The sequence below is a fragment of the Capillimicrobium parvum genome, assembly GCF_021172045.1.
Lineage (GTDB): Bacteria > Actinomycetota > Thermoleophilia > Solirubrobacterales > Solirubrobacteraceae > Capillimicrobium > Capillimicrobium parvum.
Genome location: NZ_CP087164.1, coordinates 632,528 through 658,694, shown reverse-complemented (window position 1 = coordinate 658,694; position 26,167 = coordinate 632,528). Strand labels below are relative to the sequence as shown.

Annotated in this window: 22 protein-coding genes and 2 pseudogenes; 11 read left to right on the top strand and 13 right to left on the bottom strand. The window is 69.5% G+C overall.

Features of this window, described 5'->3' with window-relative positions; genetic code table 11:
- Window positions 1–9 precede the first annotated feature (9 nt).
- The 3 genes from DSM104329_RS03255 to DSM104329_RS03245 are packed head-to-tail and all read right to left on the bottom strand — an operon-like array spanning window position 10 to window position 3,073.
- Window positions 10–966: an isocitrate lyase/PEP mutase family protein gene (locus tag DSM104329_RS03255; protein WP_259313962.1), complete on the bottom strand. Its 957-nt coding sequence runs from the start codon at window positions 964–966 to the stop codon at window positions 10–12.
- Window positions 963–2,354 (bottom strand): dihydroorotase, encoded by a 1,392-nt coding sequence (locus DSM104329_RS03250; RefSeq protein ID WP_259313961.1) that lies wholly within the window; start codon window positions 2,352–2,354, stop codon window positions 963–965. The genes DSM104329_RS03255 and DSM104329_RS03250 overlap by 4 nt, the downstream gene beginning before the upstream one ends.
- Window positions 2,351–3,073, bottom strand: a complete 723-nt coding sequence (locus tag DSM104329_RS03245) for an isochorismatase family protein (RefSeq protein ID WP_259313960.1) — start codon at window positions 3,071–3,073, stop codon at window positions 2,351–2,353. Before DSM104329_RS03245 ends, DSM104329_RS03250 begins: the two co-directional genes overlap by 4 nt.
- A 116-nt stretch (window positions 3,074–3,189) precedes the next feature.
- On the opposite strand from DSM104329_RS03245, the gene DSM104329_RS03240 reads away from it, so the two are divergent.
- Both DSM104329_RS03240 and DSM104329_RS03235 read left to right on the top strand, forming a co-directional pair.
- Window positions 3,190–3,669, top strand: a complete 480-nt coding sequence (locus tag DSM104329_RS03240; protein ID WP_259313959.1) for a pyridoxamine 5'-phosphate oxidase family protein — start codon at window positions 3,190–3,192, stop codon at window positions 3,667–3,669.
- A 64-nt stretch (window positions 3,670–3,733) separates the two neighbouring features.
- Entirely contained in the window at window positions 3,734–4,114 is a 381-nt protein-coding gene (locus DSM104329_RS03235) for a hypothetical protein (RefSeq protein ID WP_259313958.1), read from the top strand.
- Between the two features lie 115 nt (window positions 4,115–4,229).
- Here the strand turns inward: DSM104329_RS03235 and DSM104329_RS03230 are convergent, their stop codons facing one another.
- The 7 genes and pseudogenes from DSM104329_RS03230 to DSM104329_RS03200 all read right to left on the bottom strand — a co-directional run bounded on the left by DSM104329_RS03230 (window position 4,230) and on the right by DSM104329_RS03200 (window position 10,281).
- The gene (locus DSM104329_RS03230; protein ID WP_259313957.1) at window positions 4,230–5,153 is read right to left on the bottom strand and encodes an RNA polymerase sigma-70 factor; all 924 of its coding nucleotides are present in this window, start codon (window positions 5,151–5,153) and stop codon (window positions 4,230–4,232) included.
- Window positions 5,154–5,157: 4 nt separating this feature from the next.
- Window positions 5,158–6,120: an NAD-dependent epimerase/dehydratase family protein gene (locus DSM104329_RS03225; protein ID WP_259313956.1), complete on the bottom strand. Its 963-nt coding sequence runs from the start codon at window positions 6,118–6,120 to the stop codon at window positions 5,158–5,160.
- A gap of 84 nt (window positions 6,121–6,204) precedes the next feature.
- A pseudogene (locus DSM104329_RS03220) lies at window positions 6,205–7,408 on the bottom strand (ABC transporter permease).
- The gene (locus tag DSM104329_RS03215) at window positions 7,399–8,082 is read right to left on the bottom strand and encodes an ABC transporter ATP-binding protein (protein WP_259313954.1); all 684 of its coding nucleotides are present in this window, start codon (window positions 8,080–8,082) and stop codon (window positions 7,399–7,401) included. Before DSM104329_RS03215 ends, DSM104329_RS03220 begins: the two are co-directional and overlap by 10 nt.
- The gene (locus DSM104329_RS03210) at window positions 8,079–9,161 is read right to left on the bottom strand and encodes a peptidoglycan-binding protein (RefSeq protein WP_259313953.1); all 1,083 of its coding nucleotides are present in this window, start codon (window positions 9,159–9,161) and stop codon (window positions 8,079–8,081) included. The genes DSM104329_RS03215 and DSM104329_RS03210 overlap by 4 nt, the downstream gene beginning before the upstream one ends.
- Window positions 9,158–9,667, bottom strand: a complete 510-nt coding sequence (locus DSM104329_RS03205) for a hypothetical protein (protein ID WP_259313952.1) — start codon at window positions 9,665–9,667, stop codon at window positions 9,158–9,160. Before DSM104329_RS03205 ends, DSM104329_RS03210 begins: the two co-directional genes overlap by 4 nt.
- On the bottom strand, window positions 9,664–10,281 hold the full coding sequence (locus DSM104329_RS03200) for a M15 family metallopeptidase (RefSeq protein ID WP_259313951.1): 618 nt from the start codon (window positions 10,279–10,281) through the stop codon (window positions 9,664–9,666). The genes DSM104329_RS03205 and DSM104329_RS03200 overlap by 4 nt, the downstream gene beginning before the upstream one ends.
- A 124-nt stretch (window positions 10,282–10,405) precedes the next feature.
- Here DSM104329_RS03200 and DSM104329_RS03195 point away from each other — a divergent pair, with 124 nt between their 5' ends.
- From DSM104329_RS03195 to DSM104329_RS03180, 4 genes are all read left to right on the top strand, one after another.
- Entirely contained in the window at window positions 10,406–11,101 is a 696-nt protein-coding gene (locus DSM104329_RS03195; protein ID WP_259313950.1) for a response regulator transcription factor, read from the top strand.
- A complete protein-coding gene (locus tag DSM104329_RS03190) occupies window positions 11,094–12,209 on the top strand; it encodes a sensor histidine kinase (protein WP_259313949.1) in 1,116 nt (371 codons plus the stop codon). The genes DSM104329_RS03195 and DSM104329_RS03190 overlap by 8 nt, the downstream gene beginning before the upstream one ends.
- 83 nt (window positions 12,210–12,292) lie before the next feature.
- Window positions 12,293–12,877, top strand: coding sequence for a dihydrofolate reductase family protein (locus DSM104329_RS03185; RefSeq protein ID WP_259313948.1), 585 nt, complete (start codon window positions 12,293–12,295; stop codon window positions 12,875–12,877).
- A gap of 152 nt (window positions 12,878–13,029) precedes the next feature.
- A complete protein-coding gene (locus DSM104329_RS03180) occupies window positions 13,030–13,518 on the top strand; it encodes an Hsp20/alpha crystallin family protein (protein ID WP_259313947.1) in 489 nt (162 codons plus the stop codon).
- Window positions 13,519–14,090: 572 nt separating this feature from the next.
- On the opposite strand, the gene DSM104329_RS03175 is transcribed toward DSM104329_RS03180, so the two are convergent.
- The gene (locus DSM104329_RS03175; protein WP_259313946.1) at window positions 14,091–14,375 is read right to left on the bottom strand and encodes a nucleotidyl transferase AbiEii/AbiGii toxin family protein; all 285 of its coding nucleotides are present in this window, start codon (window positions 14,373–14,375) and stop codon (window positions 14,091–14,093) included.
- Window positions 14,376–14,421: 46 nt separating this feature from the next.
- Between DSM104329_RS03175 and DSM104329_RS03170 the strand changes: the two are divergent.
- Window positions 14,422–14,568 (top strand): annotated as a pseudogene (locus tag DSM104329_RS03170) (Lrp/AsnC family transcriptional regulator); the annotation flags it as partial.
- 640 nt (window positions 14,569–15,208) lie between these two features.
- On the opposite strand, the gene DSM104329_RS03165 reads toward DSM104329_RS03170, so the two are convergent.
- Entirely contained in the window at window positions 15,209–17,476 is a 2,268-nt protein-coding gene (locus DSM104329_RS03165) for a beta strand repeat-containing protein (protein ID WP_259313944.1), read from the bottom strand.
- A gap of 417 nt (window positions 17,477–17,893) precedes the next feature.
- On the opposite strand from DSM104329_RS03165, the gene DSM104329_RS03160 reads away from it, so the two are divergent.
- Both DSM104329_RS03160 and DSM104329_RS03155 read left to right on the top strand, forming a co-directional pair.
- Window positions 17,894–18,295: a hypothetical protein gene (locus DSM104329_RS03160; RefSeq protein ID WP_259313943.1), complete on the top strand. Its 402-nt coding sequence runs from the start codon at window positions 17,894–17,896 to the stop codon at window positions 18,293–18,295.
- A 42-nt stretch (window positions 18,296–18,337) separates the two neighbouring features.
- The gene (locus DSM104329_RS03155; protein ID WP_259313942.1) at window positions 18,338–19,216 is read left to right on the top strand and encodes a site-specific integrase; all 879 of its coding nucleotides are present in this window, start codon (window positions 18,338–18,340) and stop codon (window positions 19,214–19,216) included.
- A gap of 620 nt (window positions 19,217–19,836) precedes the next feature.
- On the opposite strand, the gene DSM104329_RS03150 is transcribed toward DSM104329_RS03155, so the two are convergent.
- Window positions 19,837–22,005 carry a MarR family transcriptional regulator gene (locus DSM104329_RS03150; RefSeq protein WP_259313941.1) on the bottom strand — a complete coding sequence of 723 codons (2,169 nt, stop codon included), beginning with the start codon at window positions 22,003–22,005 and terminating at the stop codon, window positions 19,837–19,839.
- 1,203 nt (window positions 22,006–23,208) lie between these two features.
- Between DSM104329_RS03150 and DSM104329_RS03145 the strand changes: the two genes are divergently transcribed.
- Both DSM104329_RS03145 and DSM104329_RS03140 read left to right on the top strand, forming a co-directional pair.
- Window positions 23,209–24,228 carry a ferritin-like domain-containing protein gene (locus DSM104329_RS03145; protein WP_259313940.1) on the top strand — a complete coding sequence of 340 codons (1,020 nt, stop codon included), beginning with the start codon at window positions 23,209–23,211 and terminating at the stop codon, window positions 24,226–24,228.
- A gap of 434 nt (window positions 24,229–24,662) precedes the next feature.
- A complete protein-coding gene (locus DSM104329_RS03140) occupies window positions 24,663–26,039 on the top strand; it encodes a phage major capsid protein (protein ID WP_259313939.1) in 1,377 nt (458 codons plus the stop codon).
- The last annotated feature ends 128 nt before the right edge of the window (window positions 26,040–26,167 follow it).

The following is a 26,167-nucleotide window of genomic DNA, read 5'->3' as shown; positions in this document are numbered from 1 at the left end:
GCGGCGCGGTCAGCCGCGCCCGCGGGCGTCCTCGGCGATCGCCGCCTTCACCTGAGCGGCGCGGTCAGCCCGCCCGTCCGCGATGGCCCGGGCGTCCTCGGCGATCGCCGCCTCGAGCGCGGTCCACTCATCGAGCCCGACGAGCGCCTGGCGGTCCTGCCAGCTCAGCATGCGGTCGAGCAGGCCGTTCGTCGTCCGCTCGGCGCGCAGCTCGCGGAACGCGTCGAGCACGCTCGCCGCGGCGACGCGCAGCGCGACGTTCGCGAAGAAGGCGATCCGGAACCCGAGCACCTCGAGCTGGGCGCCCGGCAACAGCGGGGTCGCGCCGCCCTCGACGATGTTCACGACGGTGGGGACGTCGACCGCGGCGGGGATGGCGGCGAGCTCGGCCTCGTCGCGCGGTGCCTCGACGAAGATGACGTCGGCGCCCGCGCGCACGTAGGCGGCGGCGCGCTCGAGCGCGCGCTCGAGGCCCTCGGTGGCGATCGCGTCGGTGCGCGCCACGATGATCGTCGCCGGGTCCTGGCGGGCGCGGCCCGCGGCGACGAGCTTCTCGACCATCTCTCGGGTCTCGACGACCTCCTTGCCCGCGAAGTGCCCGCAGCGCTTCGGCGCCCGCTGGTCCTCGAGCATGATCGCGGCGGCGCCGAGGCGCTCGAGCTCCTCGACCGTGCGCATGACGTTGAGGTGGTTGCCGTAGCCGGTGTCGGCGTCGACGATCGCCGGCAGGTCGACGGCGCGCACGATCCGGCCGGCCATCTCGACGGTCTCCGACATCGTCACGAGCCCGAGGTCCGGCCAGCCGAACTCCGTGTTCGCGATGCCGGCGCCGGTCACGAAGATCGCCTCCATGCCGGCGTGCTCGGCGAGGCGGCCGTGCAGGGCGCCGGTCACGCCGGGGACGACGAGGAGCTCCGGCCGGTCGAGGCGCTCGCGCAGGCGGCGGGCGGCGGGGTTGGCGCTCACCGGCTCGGCTCCAGCGCGGGAGCCGCGGCGCCCGCGGGCACGCGGCGGACGTGGCGGCCCGTGCCCGGCTCGGCGAGGACCTCGCCGTCGCGGGCGATGACCGCACCGCGTCGGAGCGTCGCCACCGGCCAGCCCCGCAGCCGGCGGCCCTCGTAGATCGAGAAGTCCGAGCGCGACTCGCTGCGCGACGCGTCGACGGTCTCCTCGCGGTCGAGGTCGACGAGCACCAGGTCGGCGTCCGCGCCGGGGACGATGCTGCCCTTCGTCGGGTGCAGGCCGAAGATGCGGGCGGGGTTCGTCGCGGTGAGCTCGGCGATGCGCTCGAGCGGCAGTCCGCGGCGATGGTGGCCCTCGCCGAGCATGACGGGCAGCAGCGTGTTGACGCCGGGGAAGCCGGCGGAGGCGGTCCAGATCGACCCCTCCTTCTTCGCGCGCGGGCGGGAGTTGTGGTCTGAGCCGACCGTCTGGATGCTGCCGTCCGCGAGCCCCTCCCACAGCGCGTCGACGTCGTCCTGCGTGCGCAGCGGCGGGTTGACCTTGCCGAGCGACCCGACGTCCGACTCGGCGGTGTGGGTGAGGTAGTGCGGGCACGTCTCGACGTGGGCGCGCCAGCCGTCGGCGGTGTGGCGGCGGATGACCTCGAGGCCCTCGCGGTTCGTGAGGTGCGGGATGTAGATGCGACAGCCCGTGCGGTGGGCGAAGAGCAGGGCCGTGAAGATGTCGTGCGCCTCGACGAAGTCCGGCCGCGCGGCGTTCCAGGCGGGCAGGCCCTCGGCGCCCGTCGCCTTGACCTCGGGCAGGATGCGCCAGATCGTCTCGATGTTCTCCGGGTGGACGGCGAGGACGACGTCGGGGAAGGCGGCGACGGCGCGGCACAGCGCGAAGAAGAAGCCCGTGTCGGTGCCCTCGACGCCCATGTACGCGCCTTCATCGCCCTTGAAGTTCGCGAAGTACTTGAACGAGTGGACGTCGTGCTCGCGGACGAGGTCGGGCAGCTCGCGCAGATGCTCCTCGCTCATGACGATCGGGTGCGTCGCCCAGTCGATGACGGACGTCGATGCGGCGAGCGCGCGCTCGGCCGGCTCGGCCTCGGTGTACGGGCTCGAGCTCTGGACGTAGTTGAGGACCGTGGTGACGCCGCCCTGCGCCGCGGCGCGGCTCTCGGTCGCCCAGTCGTCGGGATGGCCGAGGCCGAAGTGGACGTGCGGGTCGACGAGGCCCGGCAGGACGACGAGGCCGTCCGCGTCGAGCTCGTCCTGCGCCGACCCGGCGGCGCCGGGCGCCGTGACCGCGGCGATCCGGCCGTCGGCGACGGCGATGTCGGCGGCGCACAGCCCGGCTCCGGGCAGCACGGCGCGCCCGTTGCGCACGACGAGGTCGTGGGTCACGACGCCTCCCTCCGCGATGTCAGGCCGTCGAGGTACGCCACCACGTCGGAGCTCGGCATGACGTCCGCGTACTTGGCCTGCAGGTCGAACAGGTTGACCGCGTGGCTGGTGGGCGAGCGGTCGTACACCGCGTCCTCGGCGACCGCGCAGTGGAAGTTGTAGGCGAAGGCGTCGACCGCGGTGCAGCGGACGCACCCGCTCGTGGTGCAGCCGAGGAGGATCACGGAGTCGATCTTCAGATCGATCAGGTGGCTGACGAGTGCGGTCCCGAAGAACGCGCTCGGGTGGCGCTTGGGGATCAGCAGGTCCCCGTCGTGCGGCGCCACCTCGTCGACGAACGCGTAGCCGCGACCGCCGACCTCCATGAGCGACGGGATCTTCGTCCCCGTGCGGCCGGCGTCGAGCGACCCCTTCGGCGCGACGTGCGGGTACACGACGGGTGCGCCGGCGGCCCGCGCGGCGGCGATCACGGGCACCATGCGCCCGATCGCGTCCCAGCCCGTCTGCCCGCAGCTCGTGCGGTAGTGGCGCTGCATCGACTCGAGGATCGGCAGCGGCTCGTCACCGACGGTGCGGTACTGGACGTCGATCACGAGCACCGCGGGCGCGCGACCGAGCCCGACCGGGCGGCCGAAGCCCGCCCGCTCGTACAGGTCCCACTCCTCGGCCGGCACGACGTCCCGCCACGCGCCGGCGAGCGTCTCGTCGCCCGCAGACATGGTCAGGCGCTGGAGGCTAGGCCCCGAGCGCGGCGTCGTCAAAGCGACGGTTCGGCGGGGGACGCGTCCCCGTGTAGCGTGCGCGCGACCCGGCTGCCAGAAGGAGCGACACCGACATGAGCCCGAACCCACGGAGCAAGTCGACCGCGACGAAGGAGAACGCACTCGACTCGCAGGAGATCGACGCGTTCCTCGCGATCAAGCAGGACGGGCGCCTTGGAAGCAACCGCGGCGACGGCTGGTGGCACGTAACGCCCATCTGGTACCTCTGGGAAGGCGGCCGCTTCTTCCACACGCTCGGCGCCGGCCGTCGCCACGTCCGCAACCTGCGCGAGGACGCCCACGCCACCCTCTGCGTCGACGAGGACCCGCGGCTCACCGAGGGACTCGAAGCCGGGGCGCGGTCCGTCGTCTGCTTCGCGACCGCCGAGCTCTCCGAGGACGAAGGGCTCATCCGCGAGGTCACCGAGAAGATCCTCGTGCGCTACCTCGGGCCCGAGGCCTCGGCCTACGTAGACCCCATCATGGCCGAGGGGCGCACGATCGTGACGCTGACGCCGTCGCACTGGCTGACCTGGGACTACAACAAGGACTGAGCCGGGCCCGGCGGGTGTCGCATTCGGACACCAAACGCTGCGAACTGAGACAATGCCGAGCCTGATGGCCGGACTGCGAGTGCGTATCGGCGGCGACGGCCCTGTCGTCACAGAATCCGACGAAACCGGCTGGCGTCTGCTGGTGCGCGGCCAGGTTCACGAGAGCGGGGTCGATCCAGCGGACCTCCACATCGCGCTGCGTGACCTTGCCCTCCGCGATCGCGACCTCGCACGCGACGCATTCGCCGTCGTGTGCAACTGCGCCGGGGCCTGGGAGGACGAGTACACCGAGGAACACGGAGAAGACGCGCTCACCTTCGAGGACTGGATGGAGCGCATCGAGTACGGCGGTATCACGTTGGTCAACGAGGACGGCGAGCTCGAGACCAGCGTTTGCGCCCCCCGCCGCCGACCGCCGGACAAGCTCCGCGGCGAGCCGATCTAAGCCTGCATGCCGGCCCGCCGCGGCGGCCGCAGGTCGATTCGGAGCTCGGCGGCGAGCACGGCGGCGGGATGCCCATGGCACCCCTACCTCCGCCGGCGGGTGGCCGACGAGCTGATCACGGACCGCCCTGGCCTCGGTCGCGCAGGAGCCCGCGCAGATCACCCACCGGCCCCAGGTGGCGCAACTTGTCGGGGTTGACGATCGCGTTCACGCCTTGGATCTGGCCCTCCGCGATGTCGAGGACCAGCACGCTGATCAGCCGGCCCTCGCGGTCGAAGAACAGTGCACCTGGTTGGCCGTTGACCTCGTCGCGGCGCATGGTGAAGCCGCCCAGGCGGGCGAGTGTGCGCAGACCCGCGATCAGCAGGCGCGCCACCTTGCGGCGGCCGTGGACCGCTCGTGCGGCGGCGGGCGCCTTGCCGCCGCCGTCGCCGCAGAAGGCGACGTCGTGGGCCAGCAGCTCCTCCAGCCCTTGGAGGTCCCCCTCCTCGGCGGCAGCGAAGAAGCGGGCCGCGAGCTCCTCCTGCTGCTCGCGCGAGACCTCGAACCGGGGGCGCCGCTCCTCCACGTGGCGACGCGCCCGGGTCACGAGCTGGCGGGCGTTCTGCTCGCTCGTGCCGACGATCTCCGCGATCCTGTCGTAGGGCTCGCCGAACACCTCGCGCAGCAGGAACGCGGCGCGCTGCTCGGGCGACAGGCTCTCCAGCAGGACGAGGAAGGCGAGCGACAGCGAGTCCGCCATCTCGGCCCTGCGGGCGGGATCATCGTCGGCGCTGGTCACGAACGGCTCCGGCAGCCACTCGCCCACGTAGGTCTCGCGCCGGACCGCCGCCGAGCGGAGGTGGTCGAGCGCGAGCCGCGAGACCACCGTCGACAGGTAGGCCCGCGGCGACTCGATCCGCTCGCCGCCCTCGCGCGCCCGGTGCAGGCGAAGGAGCCCCTCCTGCACCGCGTCCTCCGCCTCGCTCACGCTGCCGAGCATCCGGTAGGCGATCGCGAACGCCGACGGGCGCAGCTCGTCGAGCTCTTCCCCGGTCATCGCGTCACCCGAGTCCCTGCGCGAAGCCCTGCCGCCAGCTCGGATACCGCAGCTCCCAGCCGAGCTCGCGCTTGGCCTTCTCGTTCGAGGCGCCCCTCGCCTCGGTCATCATGATGGTGGCCGCCTCACCGGCCGCCAGCCGCCCGAGCCAGCGGGGGACACGCCTTGGTGGCTTGGCATCCAGCGCGGTCGCCAGCACCGGCAGCCACTCCCGCAGGGGCGCGGGGTCGTCGTCGACGATGTTGTAGACACCGGGCCGGCCGCGCTCGACCGCGATCGCGGTCGCCGCCGCGGCATCCTCGACGTGCACGTGCGAGAAGACGCCGCCACCCCCGCCGACGATCGGAAACCGCCGCTTGCGGATCGGCGCCGCCATCACCGCGTCCGGAGCCCGGCTGATCGCGGTTCCCGGACCGTAGAAGCCGCCGTAGCGCAACGCGAGACCTTCGCCCCACTCGATCGTCGTCACCGCCGTCTCCAGGTAGAGGTACCCCGCCTGCACCGTCCGCAGCGCCGCCGGCGGATCGGGATCGAGGGGATCGGCCTCGCTCAGCGCCGGTCCACCGGTGCGGGCGAATCGAAACGCCCCGAAGCTCTGCGCCACGACGCGCCGAGCCCCGACGGCGCGGCCGGCCGCCAGGAGATGGTCCGTTGCCTCGGTCCGCAGTCGATTGGTCATGGTCGCCGCGACGGAGCGCTCGGGGCGTCGCGCGTCACGGACGCTCAACGGACCGGACAGCGCCGTGAGCTCATGCACGATGACCTCGGGCTCGGCGGACGCCACCGCCTCGGCGACGGCGTCGGGGTCGAGCGCGTCGGCCACGACCGGGCGCGCTCCCAGGCTGCGCACCTCGTCCTGCTTCGATGCGGTCCTGGTCATCCCCACCACTTCGTGACCGCGCGCCACCAGCTGCGGGACGAGCTGCCTGCCGAGAACGCCCGTCGCTCCCGCTACGAACACCTTCATGACCGCTCCTTTCGTCTCATGTCCCCTCCTGGACGAGATGGCGGCGCCGTCTGTGACAGTCGCATCGTCGGATCCGCTTGCCGCTCATGCCGTCCGCAATGCCACGGTCGGCGGCATCCGGGACGCTCGAACGGCCGGGATCAGGCCGGCGAGCGCGCCGATCAGGAGCGCCGAGGCGATGCCGCCCGACCACGCCTCGGCGGGGATCACGACCGCCCAGCTCTTCGAGCCGGCGTACGCGGCCGTTGCCGCGGCCCCGGCCAGCACGCCGACGACGCCGCCGATGAGGGCTGAGCAGGATCGCCTCGGCGAGGAACTGCGTCCGGATCTGACCCTTCGTCGCCCCAAGCGCGCGACGCAGGCCGATCTCCGAGCGGCGTTCCAGCACCGAGATGATCATGATGTTGGCGACACCGACGGCGCCCACGATCAGTGCCACCACGCCGAGCCCGAGAAAGAGGCTGTCGAACGCGCCCGCGGCGGCGGCCCGGGCGGTGAGCACGTCGGACGGCTGACTGACGTTCGCCTCGTTCGGTGCTTCGGGGTTGGCGGTCTGCGCGAGCAGCGACTGCACGGCCGCCTCATGCCCGGAGGCGGCGCGCACGTAGATCGAGCTCGGCGGGCCGGCCTTCTCCTCGCCGCGGACCAGGCTGACGTAGCCGAGGTACCTCCGGGCGGCCGGATAGCCGATCAAGGCGCTGCTGTCGATGTCGGGCGCCAGCGGCGAGGGCTTCAGGATGCCCGCGACGTTGAACCACTGCTCGCCCAGCCAGATGCGCTGATCAGGGAGGACCCGGTCGATGCCGAGTCGTTGCGCGGCGGCGGAACCGAGCACCGCGACCGGCTCGCGGGCGGTGCCCTCGTTGAGCCAGGTGCCGCGTGCGACGCCGGTGTTGAGCACGGACGGCAGGTTCAGGCTGGTGGCCTGCACCTGGAGGCCACCGGTGTTGCCCACCGGGATCAGCGGGTTCCGATAGACCTTCGCGTCCTTCGTCAGGCCGGTGTGTGCCACCAGCTCGACGTCGTCGAGGTGCGTGATCCGCGCCGGCGCTTCGAGCGGCAGCGTCGCCTCCTCCCCCGTGAGGCTCTGCCCCGCCTCGACCGTCAGCATGTTCGTGCCGAGCCGGTCGATCTCAGCGAGCAGCCCGGACTGCGAGGAGGAGGACAACCCGAGGACCGCCACGATCGCCGCCGTTCCGATCGCGATCCCGAGCGCCGACAGCGCGGCGCGCAGCGGCCGGGCGCGCAGCCCGACGCTCGCCACGCGCAGCCCGTCCGTCAGCCGCAATCGGAGATCACCCGGCCGTCCAGCATCCGGACCTGGCGCGGCAGCCGATCGGCGAGCCCCGCATCGTGCGTGATCATGACGATGGTGGCGCCGGCGGCGTTGAGCTCGCGGATGAGCTCCATGATCGATGCGCCGGTGGTGCTGTCGAGGTTCCCGGTCGGTTCGTCGGCGAGCACGATCGCCGGGCGCCCGACCACGGCTCGGGCGATCGCCACGCGCTGGCGCTCCCCTCCGGAGATCCTGGTGGGCTTGAAGCTCGCGCGTTCGGCGAGGCCGACCCGTTCGAGCGCCTCATCCGCGCGCCGGTACCGCTCGGCGGCGGGGACGCCGGCGTAGAGCAACCCGTCGGCGACGTTCTCCCGCACCGTCGCGTGCTCGGCCAGGAAGAACTGCTGGAAGACGAACCCGATCTCCCGAGCCCGCAGCAGCGACAGCTCGCGGTCGCTCAGACGCGCCGCGTCGACCCCAGCGATCCGCACCACGCCGCTGCTGGGCCGCTCGAGCGTCCCCATGACGTGCAGGAGCGTGGACTTGCCCGACCCGGAGGGCCCGACGATCGCCACCAGCGCGCCCGGCCGGACGCAGAAGGACACCCCCCGGAGGGCCGGTACCGGCGGCTGCTCGTCGTAGACCTTGGTCACCCCGTCGAGCTCCAGCACAGAGTCGCCGCTCACAGCGACGGCACCACCACTGGATCGCCTTCGCGAAGATCGCCCTCGACCTGGACCCGCCCGCGTGCGGTGTCGAACAGACCCAGCTTCACCGCGACCAGCTCGCGCCGGCCGCCGTCGCGCACGACCTCGACCGCGAACCCGCCGCCGGACTTCCCGACGAGCGCGAGGACGGGGACGCTCAGGACGCCCTCCACTCCCCGGGTCGCGATCTCCACCTGGACCGGGGCCCGGTCGAGCCCGCGCGCCTTCTCCGGGGTGTCGAGACTGATGTAGGCCGTGATCGTCGCGGCCCCGGCATTGGCGTTCTGCCCGGCGGGGGCCTGGGCGACTCTCCCGAGGCGGGCGACCCTTCCTGTCACCGACTCGAGGCCGGGCAGCATGATCTGCGCATGGTCGCCCACCTTCACCTCCCCCTGCTGGGACGCGTCGAGCTGCACCTGCACGTCGAGCGTGTCGGACGTGCCCTGCGCGACCTGTGCACCCGACCGGGCGGATCCACCGAGCGCGCCGGTCACCCTGGAGACCCGCACCGGCCTGGGCAGGACGACCGCATCGTCGACACGGAGCGCTCCGGTCACCGACAACCCCTTGTCGTGCTGGAGCTTCCTGAGCGCCGCCGCCGTCCGCGACGTGAACGCATCGTCGCGGGGATGGGCGTCGTAGCCCAGCTGGTGCAGGTTCCGGTTGAGCTGACGGACGTCGCGGCCCACGTCGCCCCCGCGCAGGCGGCGATACACCGGAAGCGTGCCGCACAGCAACAGCACCGGGCGGTCGTCCACTCGGTAGAGCACGGCGCCGCAGCTCACCTTGTCACCGGCCTCGGGCAGCTCGGTGTACGTCCCGTGGGCCCGGTTGATCACCGAGTACGGCGAGCCGTCCGATCGCGCCCGATAAGTCAGGGTCCCATCCAGGGAGACCATGGCCGCAAGCGCTCCCCTCTCCACCTTCACGGTGCTCGTCGGCGGCTCCTGGGCGGCCGGGGTCGCGTCCGGCGAACCGGACACGACGACCACGCCGCCGATGGCGGCGGCGGCGACCAGGACGGCCGCGGCGGCCAGCACCCACGTCTTGCGCTTCACTGGTCCCTCAGTGCCGCTGCCACAAGATCGCCGCATCGCCGCATCGCGGCATTGAGAATGCTCATGCCACCGCTCGTTGCGGAGGATGGGATTCGATTCGTGTCGACGAGAGGCTCACCCTTGGTGGGGTCCGGAAAGTCCTTCACGCCGTTCTCGCGTATGCACCGGGCGAACTTGAGGGCATTGTCCTGCTCCGCGGCGCTGCGCTCGTGGCCCGTGAACCCCGCGGGCTGCAGGTCCTTGCACGCGCCGATGGCCTTCTTCCACGCCGGGGTGCTCGGATCCAGCGACGAGCCGTTCAGGACCCCATCGATCGTCAGGCCGCCCGACGCGACCGGGTCCGGGAACTCGCCGACGCCGTTGTCGCGCATGCACTGGGCGAACCTCACCGCCTTGTCCTGATGGGAGGCGTTCTCGGTGGTGCCGGCGGTGGAGCCGCTCGAACAGCCCGCGCCGATCAGGGCGATCAGGGCAAGCGCGGCCGGCGGCCATGGTCTTCTCGTCACTGGGACATCCTTGGATCGTGCGTCGGGTCGGCGTACGTGGGCGGGCAGCCGTGATCGGTGGCTTCGGGGCGCAGTTCGTAGTGCCAGGGCTCGTTGCCGTAGATCTGGCACAGCCCGTACCGGGCGCCGTGCCGGGACAGCCACGCCGCGGCAGGGAGCACGAGGTCGACCGCGTCCCCCGACACGTGCGCGGACCTGGTGGGGGTGGCCACCCATCGGGCCGCCTCCTCCTGTGAGCCGTACCTGGAGACCGCCTCATTGAGGAGCCGCGCCTGGTACGCCGGGGAACGCCAGCCGCTGTCGACGAGGAACCGGACCCCGTCGTGCGCGGCGTCCGTTGCCGCTCGGCGCAGAGCACCGAGGAGCGCTGGATCGAGGTTGGCGACACCCGGAACCTGGTCATCGAAGATGGTCGTACCGCCGGGGACGGCACCGTCAGCTTCGTCGAGCGCGCCACGGTGCTCGCTGCGAAGACTGTGGTGCGCGCTGCGAGGGACGTCGACGGGCGATGCGGCCGTCGAGAACGGGGACGCGGGCCACTGGTGGCCGAGGACCGCGGCGATCGCCGCGAGGACGACGAGCAGGGCAGCGACACGGGCCCTGCGGATCCGCATCCGGCGCGTCGCCGTTCGTGCTGGTGCGCTGTACATCACGCCTCCAGTCAAGGCAGCGTGACGTTGCCGGCACGTATGTGGTTTTCGATACGCCGGCGATATGCGCCCTCGTTAGCCTCGAAGCGTGCGTGTGCTGCTCGTCGAGGACGAGCCCTATATGGCGGAGGCGATCCGCGACGGCCTACGCCTGGAAGCGATCGCGGCAGACATCGCCGGCGACGGCGCGGCCGCCTTGGAGCTCCTGGGCCTCAACGCCTACGACATCGCCGTCCTCGACCGAGACGTTCCCGCCCCCACCGGTGACGAGATCGCCAGGCGCATCGTCGCCTCCGGCAGCGGCATGCCGATCCTCATGCTCACCGCCGCCGACCGCCTCGACGACAAGGCCACCGGGTTCGAGCTCGGGGCCGACGACTACCTCACGAAGCCGTTCGAGCTGCGCGAGCTCGTGCTCCGTCTCAGAGCGCTCGACCGCAGGCGCGCCCACAACCGGCCGCCGGTGCGGGAGATCGCGGGCGTGCGGCTGGATCCTTTCCGCCGCGAGGTCCATCGCGACGGCCGCTACGTCGCGCTGACCCGCAAGCAGTTCGCCGTGCTCGAAGTGCTCGTCGCGGCGGAGGGCGGCGTCGTCAGCGCGGAAGAGCTGCTGGGGCGGGCGTGGGATGAGAACGCGGACCCGTTCACCAACGCCGTGCGCATCACGGTCTCGGGACTGCGCAAGCGGCTCGGCGAACCCTGGATCATCGCCACCGTCGCGGGCGTCGGCTACCGCATCAGCACCCAGCCGGACACCGGGCGCGAGGGAGGCGACCGTGGATAGATCCCCGGGGTTGAGCGTTCGCCTCAAGCTGACCCTCAGCTACGCCGGGTTCCTCATGCTCGCCGGCGCCTTGCTGCTCGCCGCCGTGTGGGTGTTCCTCCTGCGCTACGTCCCTGATCGCGCGATGCTCGTCAACGCCGACAGCGTCACTCCCGGTGTCTTTCCCGTCCGCTCCAACCTGCTGCACGTCTTCGCGCCGAGGGCAGCCGCGGTGCTGGCGTTCCTGCTCGTGTTCGGTCTGGTGGGAGGGTGGATCCTCGCCGGCCGGATGCTCGCCCCTCTGGCCCGCATCAGCGATGCCACACGGATCGCCACGACCGGATCGCTCGCCCACCGAATCCGGCTGCCGGGCCGCAAGGACGAGTTCCGCGAGCTCGCCGACGCCTTCGACACCATGCTGGCGCGACTCGAAGCACACGTCGCCGAGCAGCAGAGATTCGCCGCCAACGCGTCCCACGAACTGCGCACCCCGCTGGCTATCACACAGACGCTCCTCGACGTCGCCCGCAACGATCAAGACCGCGGCAACGACGAACTCGTCGACCGCCTCCACGCCGTCAACACGCGGGCGATCGACCTGACCGAGGCGTTGCTCCTGCTCAGCCGCGCCGACCAGCGGTCCTTCGCCGGAGAACCCGTCGACCTGTCCCTCATCGCCGAGGAAGCCACCGAGACGCTCCTCCCCCTCGCAGAGGAGCGCGACGTGACCATCGAGACCTCGGGCGACCGGACGCCCACCATCGGCTCGGCCGCCCTCCTGCTGCAGATGACGACGAACCTCGTGCACAACGCGATCCTCCACAACCTTCCCGAGCAGGGCACCGTGTGGGTCACGACCAGCGCTCACCCCGAGAGCGTGGTGCTCACCGTCGAGAACACCGGCGACAAGCTCACCCCGCAGTTGGTCGCCACGCTGGTCGAGCCATTTCACCGCGGCACCCAACGCATCCGCACCGACCACGCAGGCGTCGGCCTCGGCCTGGCGATCGTCAGGAGCATCACCCAAGCACACGACGGAGCCCTCACCCTCACGCCGCGGGCCGCCGGCGGGCTCTGCGTCACGGTGCAACTTCCCGCCGCGCCACCGGACGCTCGCACTTGTCCATGAGGGGAATCCCGCACGGCGATGAGCTCTGCCGTGGTCTGCGGTCCGTATCAGCACCAGATCAACTGCACTCGACGGAGAGCATCATGGCCGCTACCTACACGTTCGACGTCTTCTCCAGCCTCGACGGCTTCGGCGCCGCCGACAGCAGCGCCGACTGGACCGGCTACTGGGGCAAGCAGGGCCCCGAGCTGCTCGCCCACCGCCTCGCCCAGTACGGCAAGGAGCAGCGGATGGTCTTCGGCGCCAACACGTACCGGGCGTTCGCACGGATGCTCGCCTCGAGCACCGAGGAGTCCGACGTGCGGGACCCATGGGTCACCCGGATGAGGAGCCTGCCGGCCACGGTGGTGTCGACCACCCTGGAAGGACCCCTCGACTGGCCGGATGCGACCGTCGTGAGCGGCGACGCCGTCGATGTCGTCGCTCGGCTCAAGGAGGAGTCCGAGGTGCCGTTGCGCTCGCACGGCAGCCTGTCGATGAACCGGGCGCTGATGGCCGCCGGTCTGGTCGACCACGTCCAGGTGACGCTCTTCCCCGTGATCACCGGTCAGACCGGATGCGACCCGATCTTTGAGGGTGCGGCCGACTTCGACCTCGAGCTGATCGAGAGCCGGACACTCGACGGCAGCATCCAAGAGCTCACCTACCGACCCACCCTGCATGCCTGAGCCCGTCCCCGGCCCCCGGCATCGCCGCGCGCCCCCAAACCAGTCACCGTGCGCATCTGCTCCGTGACGCAGCGGTTTCTTGACAAGCCGCCACTGAGATTTGTACGCTTCGGGGCAGCCGAGATCATCCTCATCGAGGAAGGAGGACCCCCGTGGCACTCGTTCGTTGGGAACCCGCCCAGGAGCTCGCGACGCTCCAGAACGAAATGAACCGGCTGTTCGGCACGTTCTTCGACTCCGACCGGACGGGTGGCACCGCCGGCTCGCAGCGCTGGGTGCCGGCGATGGACCTCGTCGAGACCGAGGACGAGTTCGTGTTGCGTGCCGATCTGCCCGGTCTCGACGCCAATGACGTCGACATCGAGGTCGAGGATCGGGCGCTGACCATCTCCGGTGAACGCAAGACCGAGCATGAGGACAAGCAGGAGGGCTACTACCGCGTCGAGCGCAGCTTCGGCGGCTTCCAGCGCTCGATGACTCTGCCCGAGGGCATCGACGCGGAGCAGATCGCCGCCAAGTTCGAGAAGGGCGTGCTCGAGGTCCGCATCCCCAAGCCCGAGCAGCGCCGTCCGCGTCGCGTCCAGATCGGCGTCGGCGGCGAGGCGCCCACCACGATCGAGGACGAGGCCAGCGCTTCCTGAGCCGTGGTCCACGTTCCATCCCGTGCAGCGAGCCCGTGGCCGACGGGCTCGCTGCCCGGCGAGACGATCTTCATCTCTGACGCTCAGCACCCATGGTGTCGGACAACCAACTCGACCGCATCCTGGCCGCCATCCGCCGGCGGAGCGATCACATCGTGATCCGGCTGTTACGGGAAGCGCGAGCGCGAGAGCAACGAGTGCAGCGGTTCGCCGGCGGCGGTTCGAGCCGTCGCCCTGACGTCCCAACCGCGGATCGACTGCGTCGTTCGCGTAGCCGCCGCCAGATCATTGACGCCCCCACGCGCCACGTCCTCGTAGCGCTACGGACTCCCGCCGCGCAGATCCGCACGTCCGCACGCGTCAGCGGCGAGGGCCGCTCGCGCGGCAGTCGCGCCACAGCTCTGGCGAGCAGGCCGTACTCCTCATCGAGAATGCTCCCGGCACGCGGTGTCGGTGACATCGATGACCTGCTGCGCCCGCTCGCGCAGCGCACCGGGGATCCGCAGGTCATCCGAGGCCATGGGCGAAATGCTCGCGGGCGGACCGGGCGCAACGAACCTTGACCCCGAGCGTCAAGCGGCTGCGATGCGAGCAACGAAGTCCTGCACCCCGCGAACCGCCTCGACGACGTCGTTGACCGAGAACACGAGCCCGTCGGCGAGCACTCGATACGCCGCCGGCCAACTCGGCTGAACGACGAGAGCGGGCGGCCACGCGTGCTGGCCGCGGGCTGCGAAGACGCGGTCACATGCTTCGCGGACAGCTGAGAGGTCAGGGTTGAACGTGTCGAGCGGTTGAAGGTCGATGAGGTCGCGGAAGCGCGGTTTCTCCCGTCCATCAGAGAACCGCTCGGCCACGGCGTGGAGCTTCTCCGCGATCTGCCAGCGCTCGGCGAGGACGAGCGTGGGCGTCCCGGACACCGACGCCCTGTACACCTTCGTCATCGACCGGCTCACGGAGCGCCCCGAGGTCGCCGACGTCAACACGTCGGTGGTCTACGAGCACCTCCGGCGACCGGTCCTCGAGCCGCTGGCCGCCCCTCGCGGGTAGGACGCTTCTGGGTGCGCCGCATCCCGGACGGCGGGCGCAGGCCGTCGAGCGCGGTCCACAGGATCGGCTCCACGTAGCCGGGCTCGCCCTGGATCTTGGCGATCGCGATTGGTCATCTCGAGGATCTGCTCGAGCGTGACGTCGCCGCGGACGTCGTGAGCGCGTTGCGCGGCGGCGAGGAGCGGCCGGCCGGCGGCGAGCCCCGGCCACCCGCTCGCCCGCGCGAGTACGCGGCCCGTGGCCTCCCCTTCCACGACCAGGCGCACGCGGTCGGCAGCCTCGCCGAGGCGTGCACGGTCATCCGGCGGCTGTGGACCGAGGCCGAGCCGTTCGACTTCGACGGCGCCTTCGTCCCGGGGCGTTCGGCAACCCCAAGCCCCGTCCAGCGCCCGCATCCGTCGGCGGCGCTGACCACGCCCGACAGGCCAGTAGCGGGGATGAAGGCACGGGCTCGTTGGCCTGCAGCCGGGATCCGGTCTCCAGCACGACTTGCCGCGGACGGCTTGAAGCGACGACCGCGGCGATGCAGGTTCATGTTGCGCGTACGAACCACGGCTCACGGGACGTCGCGAAGGTCATTGCTCATCATGTCGTCGACCGTCCGGACTTGCGTCGAAGGCCAGGGTCGGCGGGACGTGGGTCAGGTTGTGGCGCAGTGCGAGAACTGCGAGGTGCTCTGCGGCTGTGTGGTGGGCGTCGCGGTAGCGGTGAGCGTCTGTCCTGGGGCGACTGCGGGGATGCGCAACGTATAGGGCGCAGCGCCGGTCGCGTCGGTGGTGAGTGTCTGCGTGCCGATCAGGCGTGTGCCCTCACCGGCGCCGGAGGCGTCGCACGCGGCGCTGAGAAAGAACTCGATTCGGTAAGAGGTCGAGGCCACTGCTCGAGCCAGGCGGCCCTTGATCTCGGTTCGTTCGGTCGTCGTGATGACCGATCCGATGACCGGTGCGGGCGACTCGTTGTTGCCACCCGTTCGTACGGAGATGCCGAGTAGCGCGTTGTCGAGGATCGCGTTGCCCAGGATGGCATTGCCGAGCGTTGCTGGTCCGTTGACGGAGACACCGTTCCCGGCATTGAAGGCAATCGTGTTGCCTTGGGCCACTCCGCCGATCGTGTTGTTGCCTGCGCCGGAGGCGACCGTCACGCCGTCGCCCGCATTCGGTAGCGGTGACAGACCGGCGGCGCTGGTGCCGATGAAGTTGGCCCCCAGGGAATTGGCCGTGGCCATGTTCTCGATCGCGACGCCGCCGCTTGCGTTCGCGGAGATGACGTTGCCGTACGCGCTGCTTTGCCGGGCGAGTGTGCCGGTGATCCGTACACCGAACCCGCCATTGCCGAGTGCACCGTTGCCGGCGACCGTTGTGCCGATGAAGTTGCCTTGCACACGGTTGTCGGGAGTGTCTTCGATGAGCACGCCGTCTCCGCTGTTGGCGGAGATGACGTTGGCCTCGCTGCTGTGGCGCCCGCCGATCACGTTGGTCACGGTGGAGCCGGCGAGGCGGATCCCGAAGCCGCCGTTGGGTAGGGCGCCGCCGCGCGGTGTGGTGCCGATGAGGTTGCCTTTGACGTACATGACCGATCCCCGGATGATCTCGACGCCGCCGCGGGTGTTGCCGGAGATCACGTTGCGCGCCCATCCCGGCGCACCGCCCGGATCCCCGCCACCGTCGACCCACGGCAGCCCGATCTCGTTCCACCAGCCTCCGCTGACCACGACGCCGACCGCGTTCGGCAACGCCGCGGTACCGGCCGCGTTGACGCCGATATCGTTGCCCCGGACCTCGTTCTGGACTCCGACTATCTCCACGCCCGCGCCGGTGTTGCCGCTGATCAGGTTGCCCGAGGTCGACCGGTCACGACCCCCGTCCATCAGGTCACCGTTACCAACTCGGCTGCCGTAGTCCAGAAGCAGCACACCGCGGGCGTTGGGCAGCGGTGCGTTGCCGCTCGCGGTTGTGCCGATGAAGTTCCCGACCACGGAGCTGCGGCCATCAGACTCCACCCGCACGCCTTCCGTCGTGTTGCCGGAGATGACGTTGCGAGCGCCACGAGTCGTCCCGCCGATGGTGGCGTGTCCGCTGACGATCACGCCGGCCCCGTTCGGCAGCGGCTCACTGCCGCTCGCCGAGGTGCCAATGAAGTTTCCCGCCACGACCGTGGTGCCGCCGCCGGCCCGCACGCCGGCCGTAGTGTTGCCGGAGATGACGTTGCGGGCAGCGTCCGTCGTGCCGCCGACCGTGTTGGCGCCACCGTTGGTGATGTCGATGTTGGTGATGTCGACGCCGACCCCGTTCGGCAGCGATTCCGTCCCCGCCCGGTCGGTGCCGATCCGGTTGCCGGCGACGACGTTCCCTGCGCCGCTGATCAGCACGCCGGCTGTGGTGTTGCCCGAGATGACGTTGCGGTCAGTGCGCGTCGTCCCGCCGATCATGTTCGACTCGCTGGCGATCTCCAAGCCGTACTCGTTGCCCTCCAGACGGTTGCCAGCGATCACGTTCGCGTCGCCGGTCCGAACGGAGATCGACGTCCGAAAGCCGCTCATCCACAACGACCGCACCTGACTGTCGCCTGCGGTGATCGACAGACCGGTCAGCGCAGCATCGCCGTCGTTGGCGATGTGGATCAGCGGGGTCCCGGCGAACCCTGGCTGTGTGGAACCGTCGATCGTCAGCGGGCCAGTGACCGTCGGCAGGCCGACGAAACGCCGGTTGTTTCGCAACCACACGCCGATCGTGTGCACCCCCCGCCCACGGATCGCGAAATGCACCTCATCGTGCCCCGCAGTCATGTTCGCCGACGTCATCGCCTGCCGCAGCGACCCCGGCCCCACATCCGCCGTGGTCGTCACCGTGAACACTGCGGCCGAGGACGACGTCGCGCCAGCCGCGAACAAACCGAACAAGCCGACCACGGCGAGGAAGCCTCTGCGCATACCTCCCCACCAACGCACCATCCATGGTGAAACTTCTCCGCCCAATTGCCGACAGGATCGGTGCTGCCCCGCGCAAGATCATGGGATAGCCGTGCGCACCCCGCCGCGCGCCGATCCCGCCCCCGAGGACACCCCTGCTCGCCGCGGGGTGGTAGACGGGCGGGGCCGAAGGGCCGAGGGGCTCGCCAAGCCCGAGCAGCCGGTCCTACCCCCGCCACGCGGCACGCGCGGTAGGTCGTAGCGGATAGCCGAACCGAAGGGCGCGATGCGCGGATTGGCGGTGCCGCCGGGGCGATGCGCCGTCGCGATGAAGGCGGAACCCCGCGAGAGACCCGCAGTGGTAGCGTTAGTTGTACGTAAGCGTTCATTTCAAGGAGGGCTTCGATGCGATGGCATGTGAGGGCTCGGAAGGACAAGGATGGGCGCGTCAAGAAGCGCGCGGACGGCTCGACCATCTGGCAGGCGCGCTGGCGCCCGGCCGACGATCCGAGCGGCCGCGCTCGCGAGGAGCAGAACTTCAAGACCAAGCGCGAGGCTGAGCGCTGGATCGCACGCCGCGACTCGGACGTTCTCCGCGGTGCCTATGCCCCGGCCCGAAAGGGCGAGCAGCTGTTCGCCACCGTCGCCGACGAACTTCGCGGCGTGTGGGACGCGAAGGAGTTGGAGCCGAAGACGCGGGCGGGGTATAAGGCGATTCTTAGCCGGTGGCTCGTCGGCGAGGCCGACCCCGTCCACCCCGACCGGCCGTGCCGGTTTCGGTCCGCGAGGGTGGCCGGCGTGACGACCGCCGCGGTATAGGAGTTTGTACGCGAGGTCGCCTCTGTGCGAGAGCCGAACACGGTGCGACGGATCTTCGGCGTCGTCAACGCCGTCATGAGGCTCGCCGCGCAGCGCGGCTACGTCGCCGTCAATCCGTGCGACGCCGTGGAGATGCCGTCCAAGAAGCGCGCCGGGGTCCGGCGCTCGAAGCTGTACCTCGAAGGTCCCGGGCTACGCGCCCTCGCCGACGCCCTGCCCGAGCACTGGCGCCTACCGGTCCTGCTCGACGGGTCATGCGGGCTCCGCGCCGGGGAAATCTGGGCGCTCCGCCGCCGCGACATCGACTTCATACACCGCGAGTTGACGGTCCAGTTCGCGTTGAAGCCGATCGAGTCCAGCCACTTGGACGGCTCGGCCAAGGGGCTGCTCGTGGGGCACCCCAAGTCCGCCGCGTCTCGGCGGCGTCTGTCGCTGCCGGCGGGGGCTCCCACCGCTCATCGAGCAGGCGATCGAGAGTCCCGGCGTCCGGTCGCCCGGGGGTACGCCGTTGCCCGCGAGGACCCGGCGAACGCCGACCGCGCCGACCTCGGCTGGACCGCCGACGCGAACGATCCCGGCCGCCTGCTGTTCGTGACGCCGCGCGGCTACCCAGTGCGGCACAACCCGTTCTATCGCCGCGCCTTCAAGCCCGCCGTACGCGCGGCGCTGCCTATTCGGCTCCACGGGCTGCGGTTCCACGACCTCCGGCACACCGCGGCCACGCTGGCCATGGCCACGCCCAGAGGCTCGATGCAGATGGTGAAGGAGCGCCTCGGCCTCGAGAACATCGCCACGACCGTAGACCTATACGGGAAGCGGATCCGCTCGGTGGACGAGGCGATCGCCGACGCCGTGGGCGCCTCGATCTTCGATGAGCCCGAGAACGTCGTCGCGATCACGCGTGACGCGGCTCGTCGTTAGCCAGCGGCGAAGTAGGTGACAGGATTCCGATGGTGGTCTGGTGACGGCGCCCCGACGAATCGCCGCGACAGCGGGTGACCTAGCGGGAAAACGCGGCCGACAAGCGCTCGCTGATTGCCCACCTGCCCAATACCGGTGATCTCGGCCACGAGCTTGATCGTGTGATCTCCGATGTACGAGAAGACGGCATGCGTTTGCTCGCCCCCCCGGGCACCGAGCCGCCAGCGTCCCCGGTTCCGAGCGAAGAGTCCTTCCGGGCTGCATGTCGGGTCGTATCCGTACCAGTCGCGCCGCATCGGGTCATCTGGTTCAGCTGCGCAGCGATCTCGAAGCTTGACGTGCAGCATCCGCAGCGAGGTATTCGACTCGCGGAGGCCCCGCCCTGCGCGGCGTGGTAATCGCCGCGCGAGCTGATCCGTGCAGGTCAAGCTCCGCCTGCGGCACGAGGACATGAGGACGACCGTGAACATCTACGGCCACCCTGCTCCCCTCGTTCGACGCCGCGTTGGCGGACGGCCTCGCCGCGATGCTCGAGGAGACGGCACGGACGAACGTCACCGAGCTTCGTCCTACGAGCACGGGATAGAACGATCAGGCCAACGCGGCCGGGCTCTCGACTGCTACTCAACGTCCCGGCCTCGGTCCGGCGACGGGGTGGACGGTTCTTCGACAACCATCTCGTCCATGTAGATCGAGCGAGCGCGATCGGTGATCGTAAAGACGCGACGGCCGCCCTCGTTCGTGTCTCGATGCACCAAATCCCGCTCGGCAAGCGCCCGAGCACGCTTCCCGATCAACTGATAGGAGCAGTCCAACTCTCCAGCAATCTCGACGGCGAACTGCGGATCCGCCTCCGTTCCGAGCGTGTGCAGGATCCCCAACTCGACCTGGGGCAGCAGCGCCGTGTCGCTGACCTCACGGAGCGTGGCTTCGTACTTGCGCGAGAGGTTCGTGACCGAGCATGCGCCCGCCTTGCAGTTCGGGCACTGCATTCCGAACAGCTGCAGGGCAGGCAGTTGCTCTGGCTCGAAAGTTGCGTTGCAGTTGTCGCACGCGATCTCTTGATTCGTGCGTAAGTAGGCCTGAAGGATGGGCGTGTAGTCGAAGATGCGCTCAACGAAGTACAGCCTGTGCTCCCTCTTGCCGCCGGGGCGCCCGAAGATGATCGTCTCCTTCTGGCACAGCCCGTAGTTGAGAGCGAAGACGGTGACCTGGCGACCGTCGCGGTCCTTCATGACGAAGTACTTGGTGAGGAAGAAGTTCAGTTCCAACGTTGCAAGCAGGCTGTCTAGCGCGGTCACAACATGGAAGTGACTCGTAGGCGGTCGACCTTCGAGGTCCCGTATGACGGATGACCTTTGGTGAGAACGAAGCGCCCGAGCGCGCTCAACGCACTCATCGAGCAGGTCCTTTAGGCTGAAGATTGACGAGCGTTCCTCGAACGTCTCATGCAGAAAGCGCTTCATGTTGAAGTACGCCTCAATCTTCTCTTCGTAGTAGCGACGGGCTGCATCCCCGATGCTGCGGAGGGTGATGCGACCGCCGTACAGCAACTCGGCCTCGTAGATGAAGTAGAGGACGTAGCCCAAGTTGCGTGGGTTGGCCATTGTCGCGTAGAACAGTTGGCGCCAGATCTCCTCCTGAGACTTGGAGTACTCCTGGCTGAAGAAGCGCCGCGCTCGCGTGTCGCCGAAGTACCTCAAGCGGCGCTCGATGAGTCGCCGGGTGAAGTCGATGGCCTTGTCCTCCATGCTCGCGAGATCCGCGGTGCCGTAGAGGCTGTAGAGGTCAAGGTTGACTTCATCGATCTTCGTCTTGTCGATCTGGCCGTAGTACACGCGTCCTGGATACGCCGCGACCTTGAACTTGACCAACTCGTCAGACCAGTTGTTCAGCGGACTCAGGATCGAGTCCACGACGATCTGCATCGCCTCCGGCGGCAGTTCGGAGAAATCGTCTACGAAGACATACAGATGCTTGATCTCGACCTTTTCAAGCAGCGCTCGTAGCTCGGTGATGTATTGACGAATGTCGAAGATCCGCATCAGGACTTCGGCGTACTCGCGCTCTCGCTCGGATGTCGTCGTGAACGTCACGCTGGATTCGAGGGAGAGCTTGACGCTCGGATCCGTGCCCAGTTTCACTTCGCCTGCCGCGCCGTCACGACCCGCTTCCTCTTCATGATTGCGATCCCTGGCCTGCTTCTGAAATGTTCCGAGGACGCTCATGAAGTGGTCGTCGTGTGCCCGCGCGAGCAGGTGATCCATCTCGGCGAAGAGATCCGACAAAGAACCGCCGACCTTGCGCTTGACCTTGGTCCAGATGGACGTCTTGATGCGCTTCTCGATCTCCTTCCGGATGTCACGGACGAGCGTCGAGAGAAAGTGACGGTACAGGAGCAGCTGCCCGATCTCCGAGGGCGAGAGACTGCCCTCGATGGCCGCTGCCTTCGCGAGCAGCTGAGGGTCGACCTGGGATGACTCGTACACCGTCTTGATGTCGATGTAGGCCGAGACCACATCGGAGCTTTGGCGAAGCTCGTGTTGGGCGCGAAGAAAGACCGTCGACTTGCCCGTGCCCTTGCGCCCGATGATGAAGGTCGTGTTGGGCTTGACCATCGTGTTCAGGACGTGGTCATTCGGGAGCGGGTCGACGTAGAGCTCCTCGATCAGCGACTCACCCTTGGCGTCGGGGATGTCCGCCCGCCGATAAAGCTTCAGCGACTGTGCTGCCTCGCGGAACGCCTCGATGTGTTCTTTGCTCGGGCGGAGCGGAGCGCTATCGGCCATTGACTACACCGTAACGCCAGAGAGTGCCGAAAGGCGAACGCGATCGTCCCTGACCGCCGGTGCGTCAGCACGCTCTCGCCGTCTGCGGTGCGCTGCAACGTCGGTCCAGGGTTACGTGCGCGCCGGGCGCTGCGGCCCAGGAGATCGTCCGTATTGCGATCCGCCGTCAGATCGCGATCGAGCACCCGGCGGGGTCCATACGGGGTCCCGGCGGTCGCGGCTTCTGTCCCGAGAACGAGAAGACCCCGCCGGACCGGAGCGGGGCTTTCGTAGCGCGCCCGAGAGGATTCGAACCTCTGACCTTCGGTTCCAATGGCCGCGCCGACGAAAACGACCGTCGGCGACGACCGACGACAATCGCCTGCAACGCCGCACGTTTCGGGCCTCTCTCGCCGGTGGCCCCCGATGACTACGGGGACGGTCGCGGGGACGTTTGGGCCACTATTGGGCCAGAGCCGACGGCCGCGCGGGGCGGCCCGGACATCGACGTGGTGACGGTGAACGCGAACCTGTACGGGAGGCCCGGCTCGAAGGCCGCCGAGCTACGCCAAGCCGTCCACGAGCGGCTGCTCGCTCACCACGCCGCCGCGTTGCTACCGGGGCCGCTGGCCCGCGTTCATGAACGCGAGGGCCGAGCAGCGCGAGGCGGCACGACGCCTACTGACTGGCGGGGACCGTCATGACCGCCCACGGACCCGCCCGCGGCGTGCGGGCCGCCCGCCGCCGCTGAATCCGGCCAATCCCGCTGCCGGACCGCCCGCAGCCCGCACACAGCGGTTTCTGAGGCGCTTCCAATGTTGGCACCGACCGCCGCCGTCCGTTACCAGTCGTTCCGCGGGCGGGGTCAGTCCACTTGGCCGATGACGATGACGGGCGTCTTGTACTGCTGCGATGACCGTCGCCCGTGCGGTGCGTGAGATCCAGAACGCCGTCATCGACGCGTCGCCCAAGCCGCTGCGCGACGACGCCACGCTCGTCATGGTCGCCGCGCACTGACCAATGCCAGAGCACACCGGGCCCCGCGTGGTGCGTCGGGTGCCCGGGGGTGTGAGGTTGGGCACAGATAGCCCGGGTCGTGTGTGGCCCTCGCGGCAACGGGGGAACGGGGGGTATAGGCGTTCGGCTGTTGTCCTCCGCCGACGCCCTCCACCTCGTGTCTGGACCTCCAACTCGTCCAGGCTCCTACACCGATCGGATGCCGTAATGAACGCAGACCAGCAGAAGGTCGTGCAATACCTCGACGAGGCGCACGCCAGCGAGCAGGCCCTGATCCGGGTGCTGCAGTCGCAGATCGCCATGACCCCCCGCGGGTCCTACCGCACCGCCCTCGAGACGCACCTCGACGAGACGCGTGACCATGCCGAGCGCGTCGGTCGCCGGGCTCAGCAGCTCGGGGGCTCCAACCCGCTGATGGCGATGTTCGGCGCGGCCGAGAGCGTCGTCGGACAGTTCCTGGCACTGGGCAAGATGCCGTTTGATCTTCTGCGCGGCACCGGCGGCGAGGAGAAGGTCCTGAAGAACGCCAAGGACGCCTGCGCGAACGAAGCCCTGGAGATCGCGACGTACACCGCGATCGAGCGGCTGGCCCGCTCGGTCGGTGACGGCGAGACCGCCCGGCTGGCCGCGTCGATTCTCGCCGACGAGGAGAAGATGCTGGCGCGGGTCCTGCGGGAGATCCCGAAGCTGACCGACGCCGTCGTCCACGCCGACGTCGACGGCGAGTCTTCCTACGACGTCACGAAGACGGGCGCCGCCGACACCGTTCGTGACGCGGCCAAGGCGACCAAGACCACGGCGCGCAAGACGACGGCCAACACGAAGCGCACCGCGCGTCAGGCCCGCAAGGTCCCCGGCGTCGCCCAGGCCGAAGGGCAGGTCAAGGGCGCCATGGCTTCCGCGGACGATCTAGCGATCGCGCACTACGACGCGTTGACCGCGGACGAGATCATCAGCAAGCTGGCCGACCTCTCGCAGATCGACCTGGCCAAGGTCGACGCCTACGAGCGCAAGAACCAGAACCGCACCACCGTCCTGGGCCGCATCACCTCGCTGCGCGGCGACGAGCCGTGGGCGGGCTATGACGAGCTCACCGCCGCCGAGGTGCAGGCCGTGCTGTCCGAGGGCGACGACGACCGCGCCAACGAGGTCCGCTCCTACGAGCGCGCGCACAAGAACCGCGCTGGGGTCCTCAACGCCGCCGAGCGTGAACGCGTCAACGCCTGACCGGCACCATCACCCCGACGGTCCGTCCGGAACGCCGCAGCCGAAGGCCCAGCGATTCGCTGGGCCTTCGCCGTCTGCGCCGAGCCTTGCCCGGCCGCGCCCTGCCGCCCTGCCGAGCCACGACCGGGCCACTGCACCACACGCGCGGCGTCCGCCGCAACCCGTAGACTCTTTGGTGGCGGTCCGCGCCGGGCTTCCCACCCGGGCCGCCACCGGTTTCCGCGCCGAGCGCACGCTCACCCGGGAGGCGGCGCAGCGAGGTCGTGTTCCTTCGGGCCGGATGGCTGTGGGGACGCCGCCGCCGCGGTAGGGCTGTAGCGAGTAATAGCCACGGGGTGGCCGCGCCCCAGCCAGACGCAAGGCACCGACATATCGCACGCTGCCCGCCGCCGCGCAGGCGGACGTGCCCACCGCGAGCCCCGCGAGGTGCCCTCATGGCCGCTGTCCGAATCGCAGCCCGAAGCTTCACCTCCCAACTCTCCGGCAGTGAAACCATCCACATCCGCCAAGGTGAAATCATCGATGGCGAGCATGAGGCGGTGTGCCGGTACGCCGACCGGTTCATGTCCGAGCAGGAGCACCGCCGCCAGGTCGCCAAGCGCGCCGCGCGGAACCCGGCGAACCTCGAAGCGGGCGCCGAGTTCCCTACGCGTGGCGGCCCCGCCCCCGCGCGCGGCAACCCGACACGGAGCGCCGCGCTGCGTACCGTTGAGCGATACAGCAACAGCGGACACCTGATCCCGGAGGCCGCAGACCGGCTCGACGCGCACCTGCGCTCCGACCCGACCGACCTCGACAGCGAGTATCTGGTCGCGACGGCTGACGAGCACTACCACCGGGCGTTCGGGCGAATCCTGTGTGACCCCGGGTCCGCGCACCTGCGGATGTCGCGCGAGGAACACGCCGCGCTCGAGCGGGTGAACCGCATCCAGTACACCCGCGCACTGTCGGTCTTCGGTGGCTCCGGCAACCAGGGCGGGTTCGCGATTCCCGCGGCGCTTGACCCGTCGGTGATGTTGTCATCGGACGGCACGTTGAACCCACTACGCCGCGCCGCGAGGCTCGTCACGATGGTCGGCAACGAGTGGAAAGGAGTCACCTCGTCAGGAGTGAGCGCGTCGTATGACGGCGAAGCGGCCGAGGTTTGCGATGACACACCGACGCTCGTCCAGCCCACCCTTTACGCTGAAAAGGCACAGGCGTTCGTGCCCCCCTCCATCGAAGTGTCACAGGATTGGTCGACGCTTGCCACCGAGATGGCACTGATGCTGCAAGACGCCAAGGACCGGCTGGAAAGCTCGATGTTCCTCACCGGGCGCGGGCACGCCTCGGCGGAACCGGAAGGCGTCCTCGTCGGCCTCGGCAACGGTCAGAAGGTGTTGAGCGCAGGAACAGCCGCATATGGGGTTGCCGATTGCTACAGCCTCATGAGTGACATCCCGCCGCGCTTTCAGGCAAACTCGGCGGTGATGATTAGCCCAGCCGTCGCCGACGCCAGCTACCGGATGCTCGGGCCCGGCAGCGCCGAGCCGCCCGTCATCTCCGCCGACCGCCAGACCTACGTCGGACGGCCGCTCGCCTTGTGGTCCGAGATGGACGACGTGTTGACCTCCGGCAAGAAGGTCGCCATCGCCGGAGATTTCCGACAGAGTGTCGTTATCGGCGACCGGATTGGGGCAACTTTGGAGGTAATTGCCCACCTGTTCGGCGCCTCGGGACGACCGACCGGACAGCGCGGGTTTTACATGTATTGGCGGTCGGGCTGCTCGGTGGTCAACCCCGCCGGTCTGAGATACTTGGAAGTGAAGTGAACCATCTTGTTCGAAGCGGCGCCGTGTCACTCGTCGCGACGAACAACGGGCTGGGCGTGTCGTCGCGAGCCAGAGGGCACGGCATGCGGCGGTCACCCGGTGGGCGCAGCGCGACGACCTGCGGGCGC

What these genes read in the sequence shown, in the direction of transcription:
- DSM104329_RS03150 (WP_259313941.1), bottom strand. Translation starts at nt 22,005, where the DNA reads ATGGCCGATAGCGCTCCGCTCCGCCCGAGCAAAGAACACATCGAGGCG.
- DSM104329_RS03140 (WP_259313939.1), top strand. Translation starts at nt 24,663, where the DNA reads ATGGCCGCTGTCCGAATCGCAGCCCGAAGCTTCACCTCCCAACTCTCC.
- DSM104329_RS03245 (WP_259313960.1), bottom strand. Translation starts at nt 3,073, where the DNA reads ATGTCTGCGGGCGACGAGACGCTCGCCGGCGCGTGGCGGGACGTCGTG.
- DSM104329_RS03235 (WP_259313958.1), top strand. Translation starts at nt 3,734, where the DNA reads ATGGCCGGACTGCGAGTGCGTATCGGCGGCGACGGCCCTGTCGTCACA.
- DSM104329_RS03240 (WP_259313959.1), top strand. Translation starts at nt 3,190, where the DNA reads ATGAGCCCGAACCCACGGAGCAAGTCGACCGCGACGAAGGAGAACGCA.
- DSM104329_RS03225 (WP_259313956.1), bottom strand. Translation starts at nt 6,120, where the DNA reads ATGAAGGTGTTCGTAGCGGGAGCGACGGGCGTTCTCGGCAGGCAGCTC.
- DSM104329_RS03185 (WP_259313948.1), top strand. Translation starts at nt 12,293, where the DNA reads ATGGCCGCTACCTACACGTTCGACGTCTTCTCCAGCCTCGACGGCTTC.
- DSM104329_RS03230 (WP_259313957.1), bottom strand. Translation starts at nt 5,153, where the DNA reads ATGACCGGGGAAGAGCTCGACGAGCTGCGCCCGTCGGCGTTCGCGATC.
- DSM104329_RS03145 (WP_259313940.1), top strand. Translation starts at nt 23,209, where the DNA reads ATGAACGCAGACCAGCAGAAGGTCGTGCAATACCTCGACGAGGCGCAC.
- DSM104329_RS03200 (WP_259313951.1), bottom strand. Translation starts at nt 10,281, where the DNA reads ATGCGGATCCGCAGGGCCCGTGTCGCTGCCCTGCTCGTCGTCCTCGCG.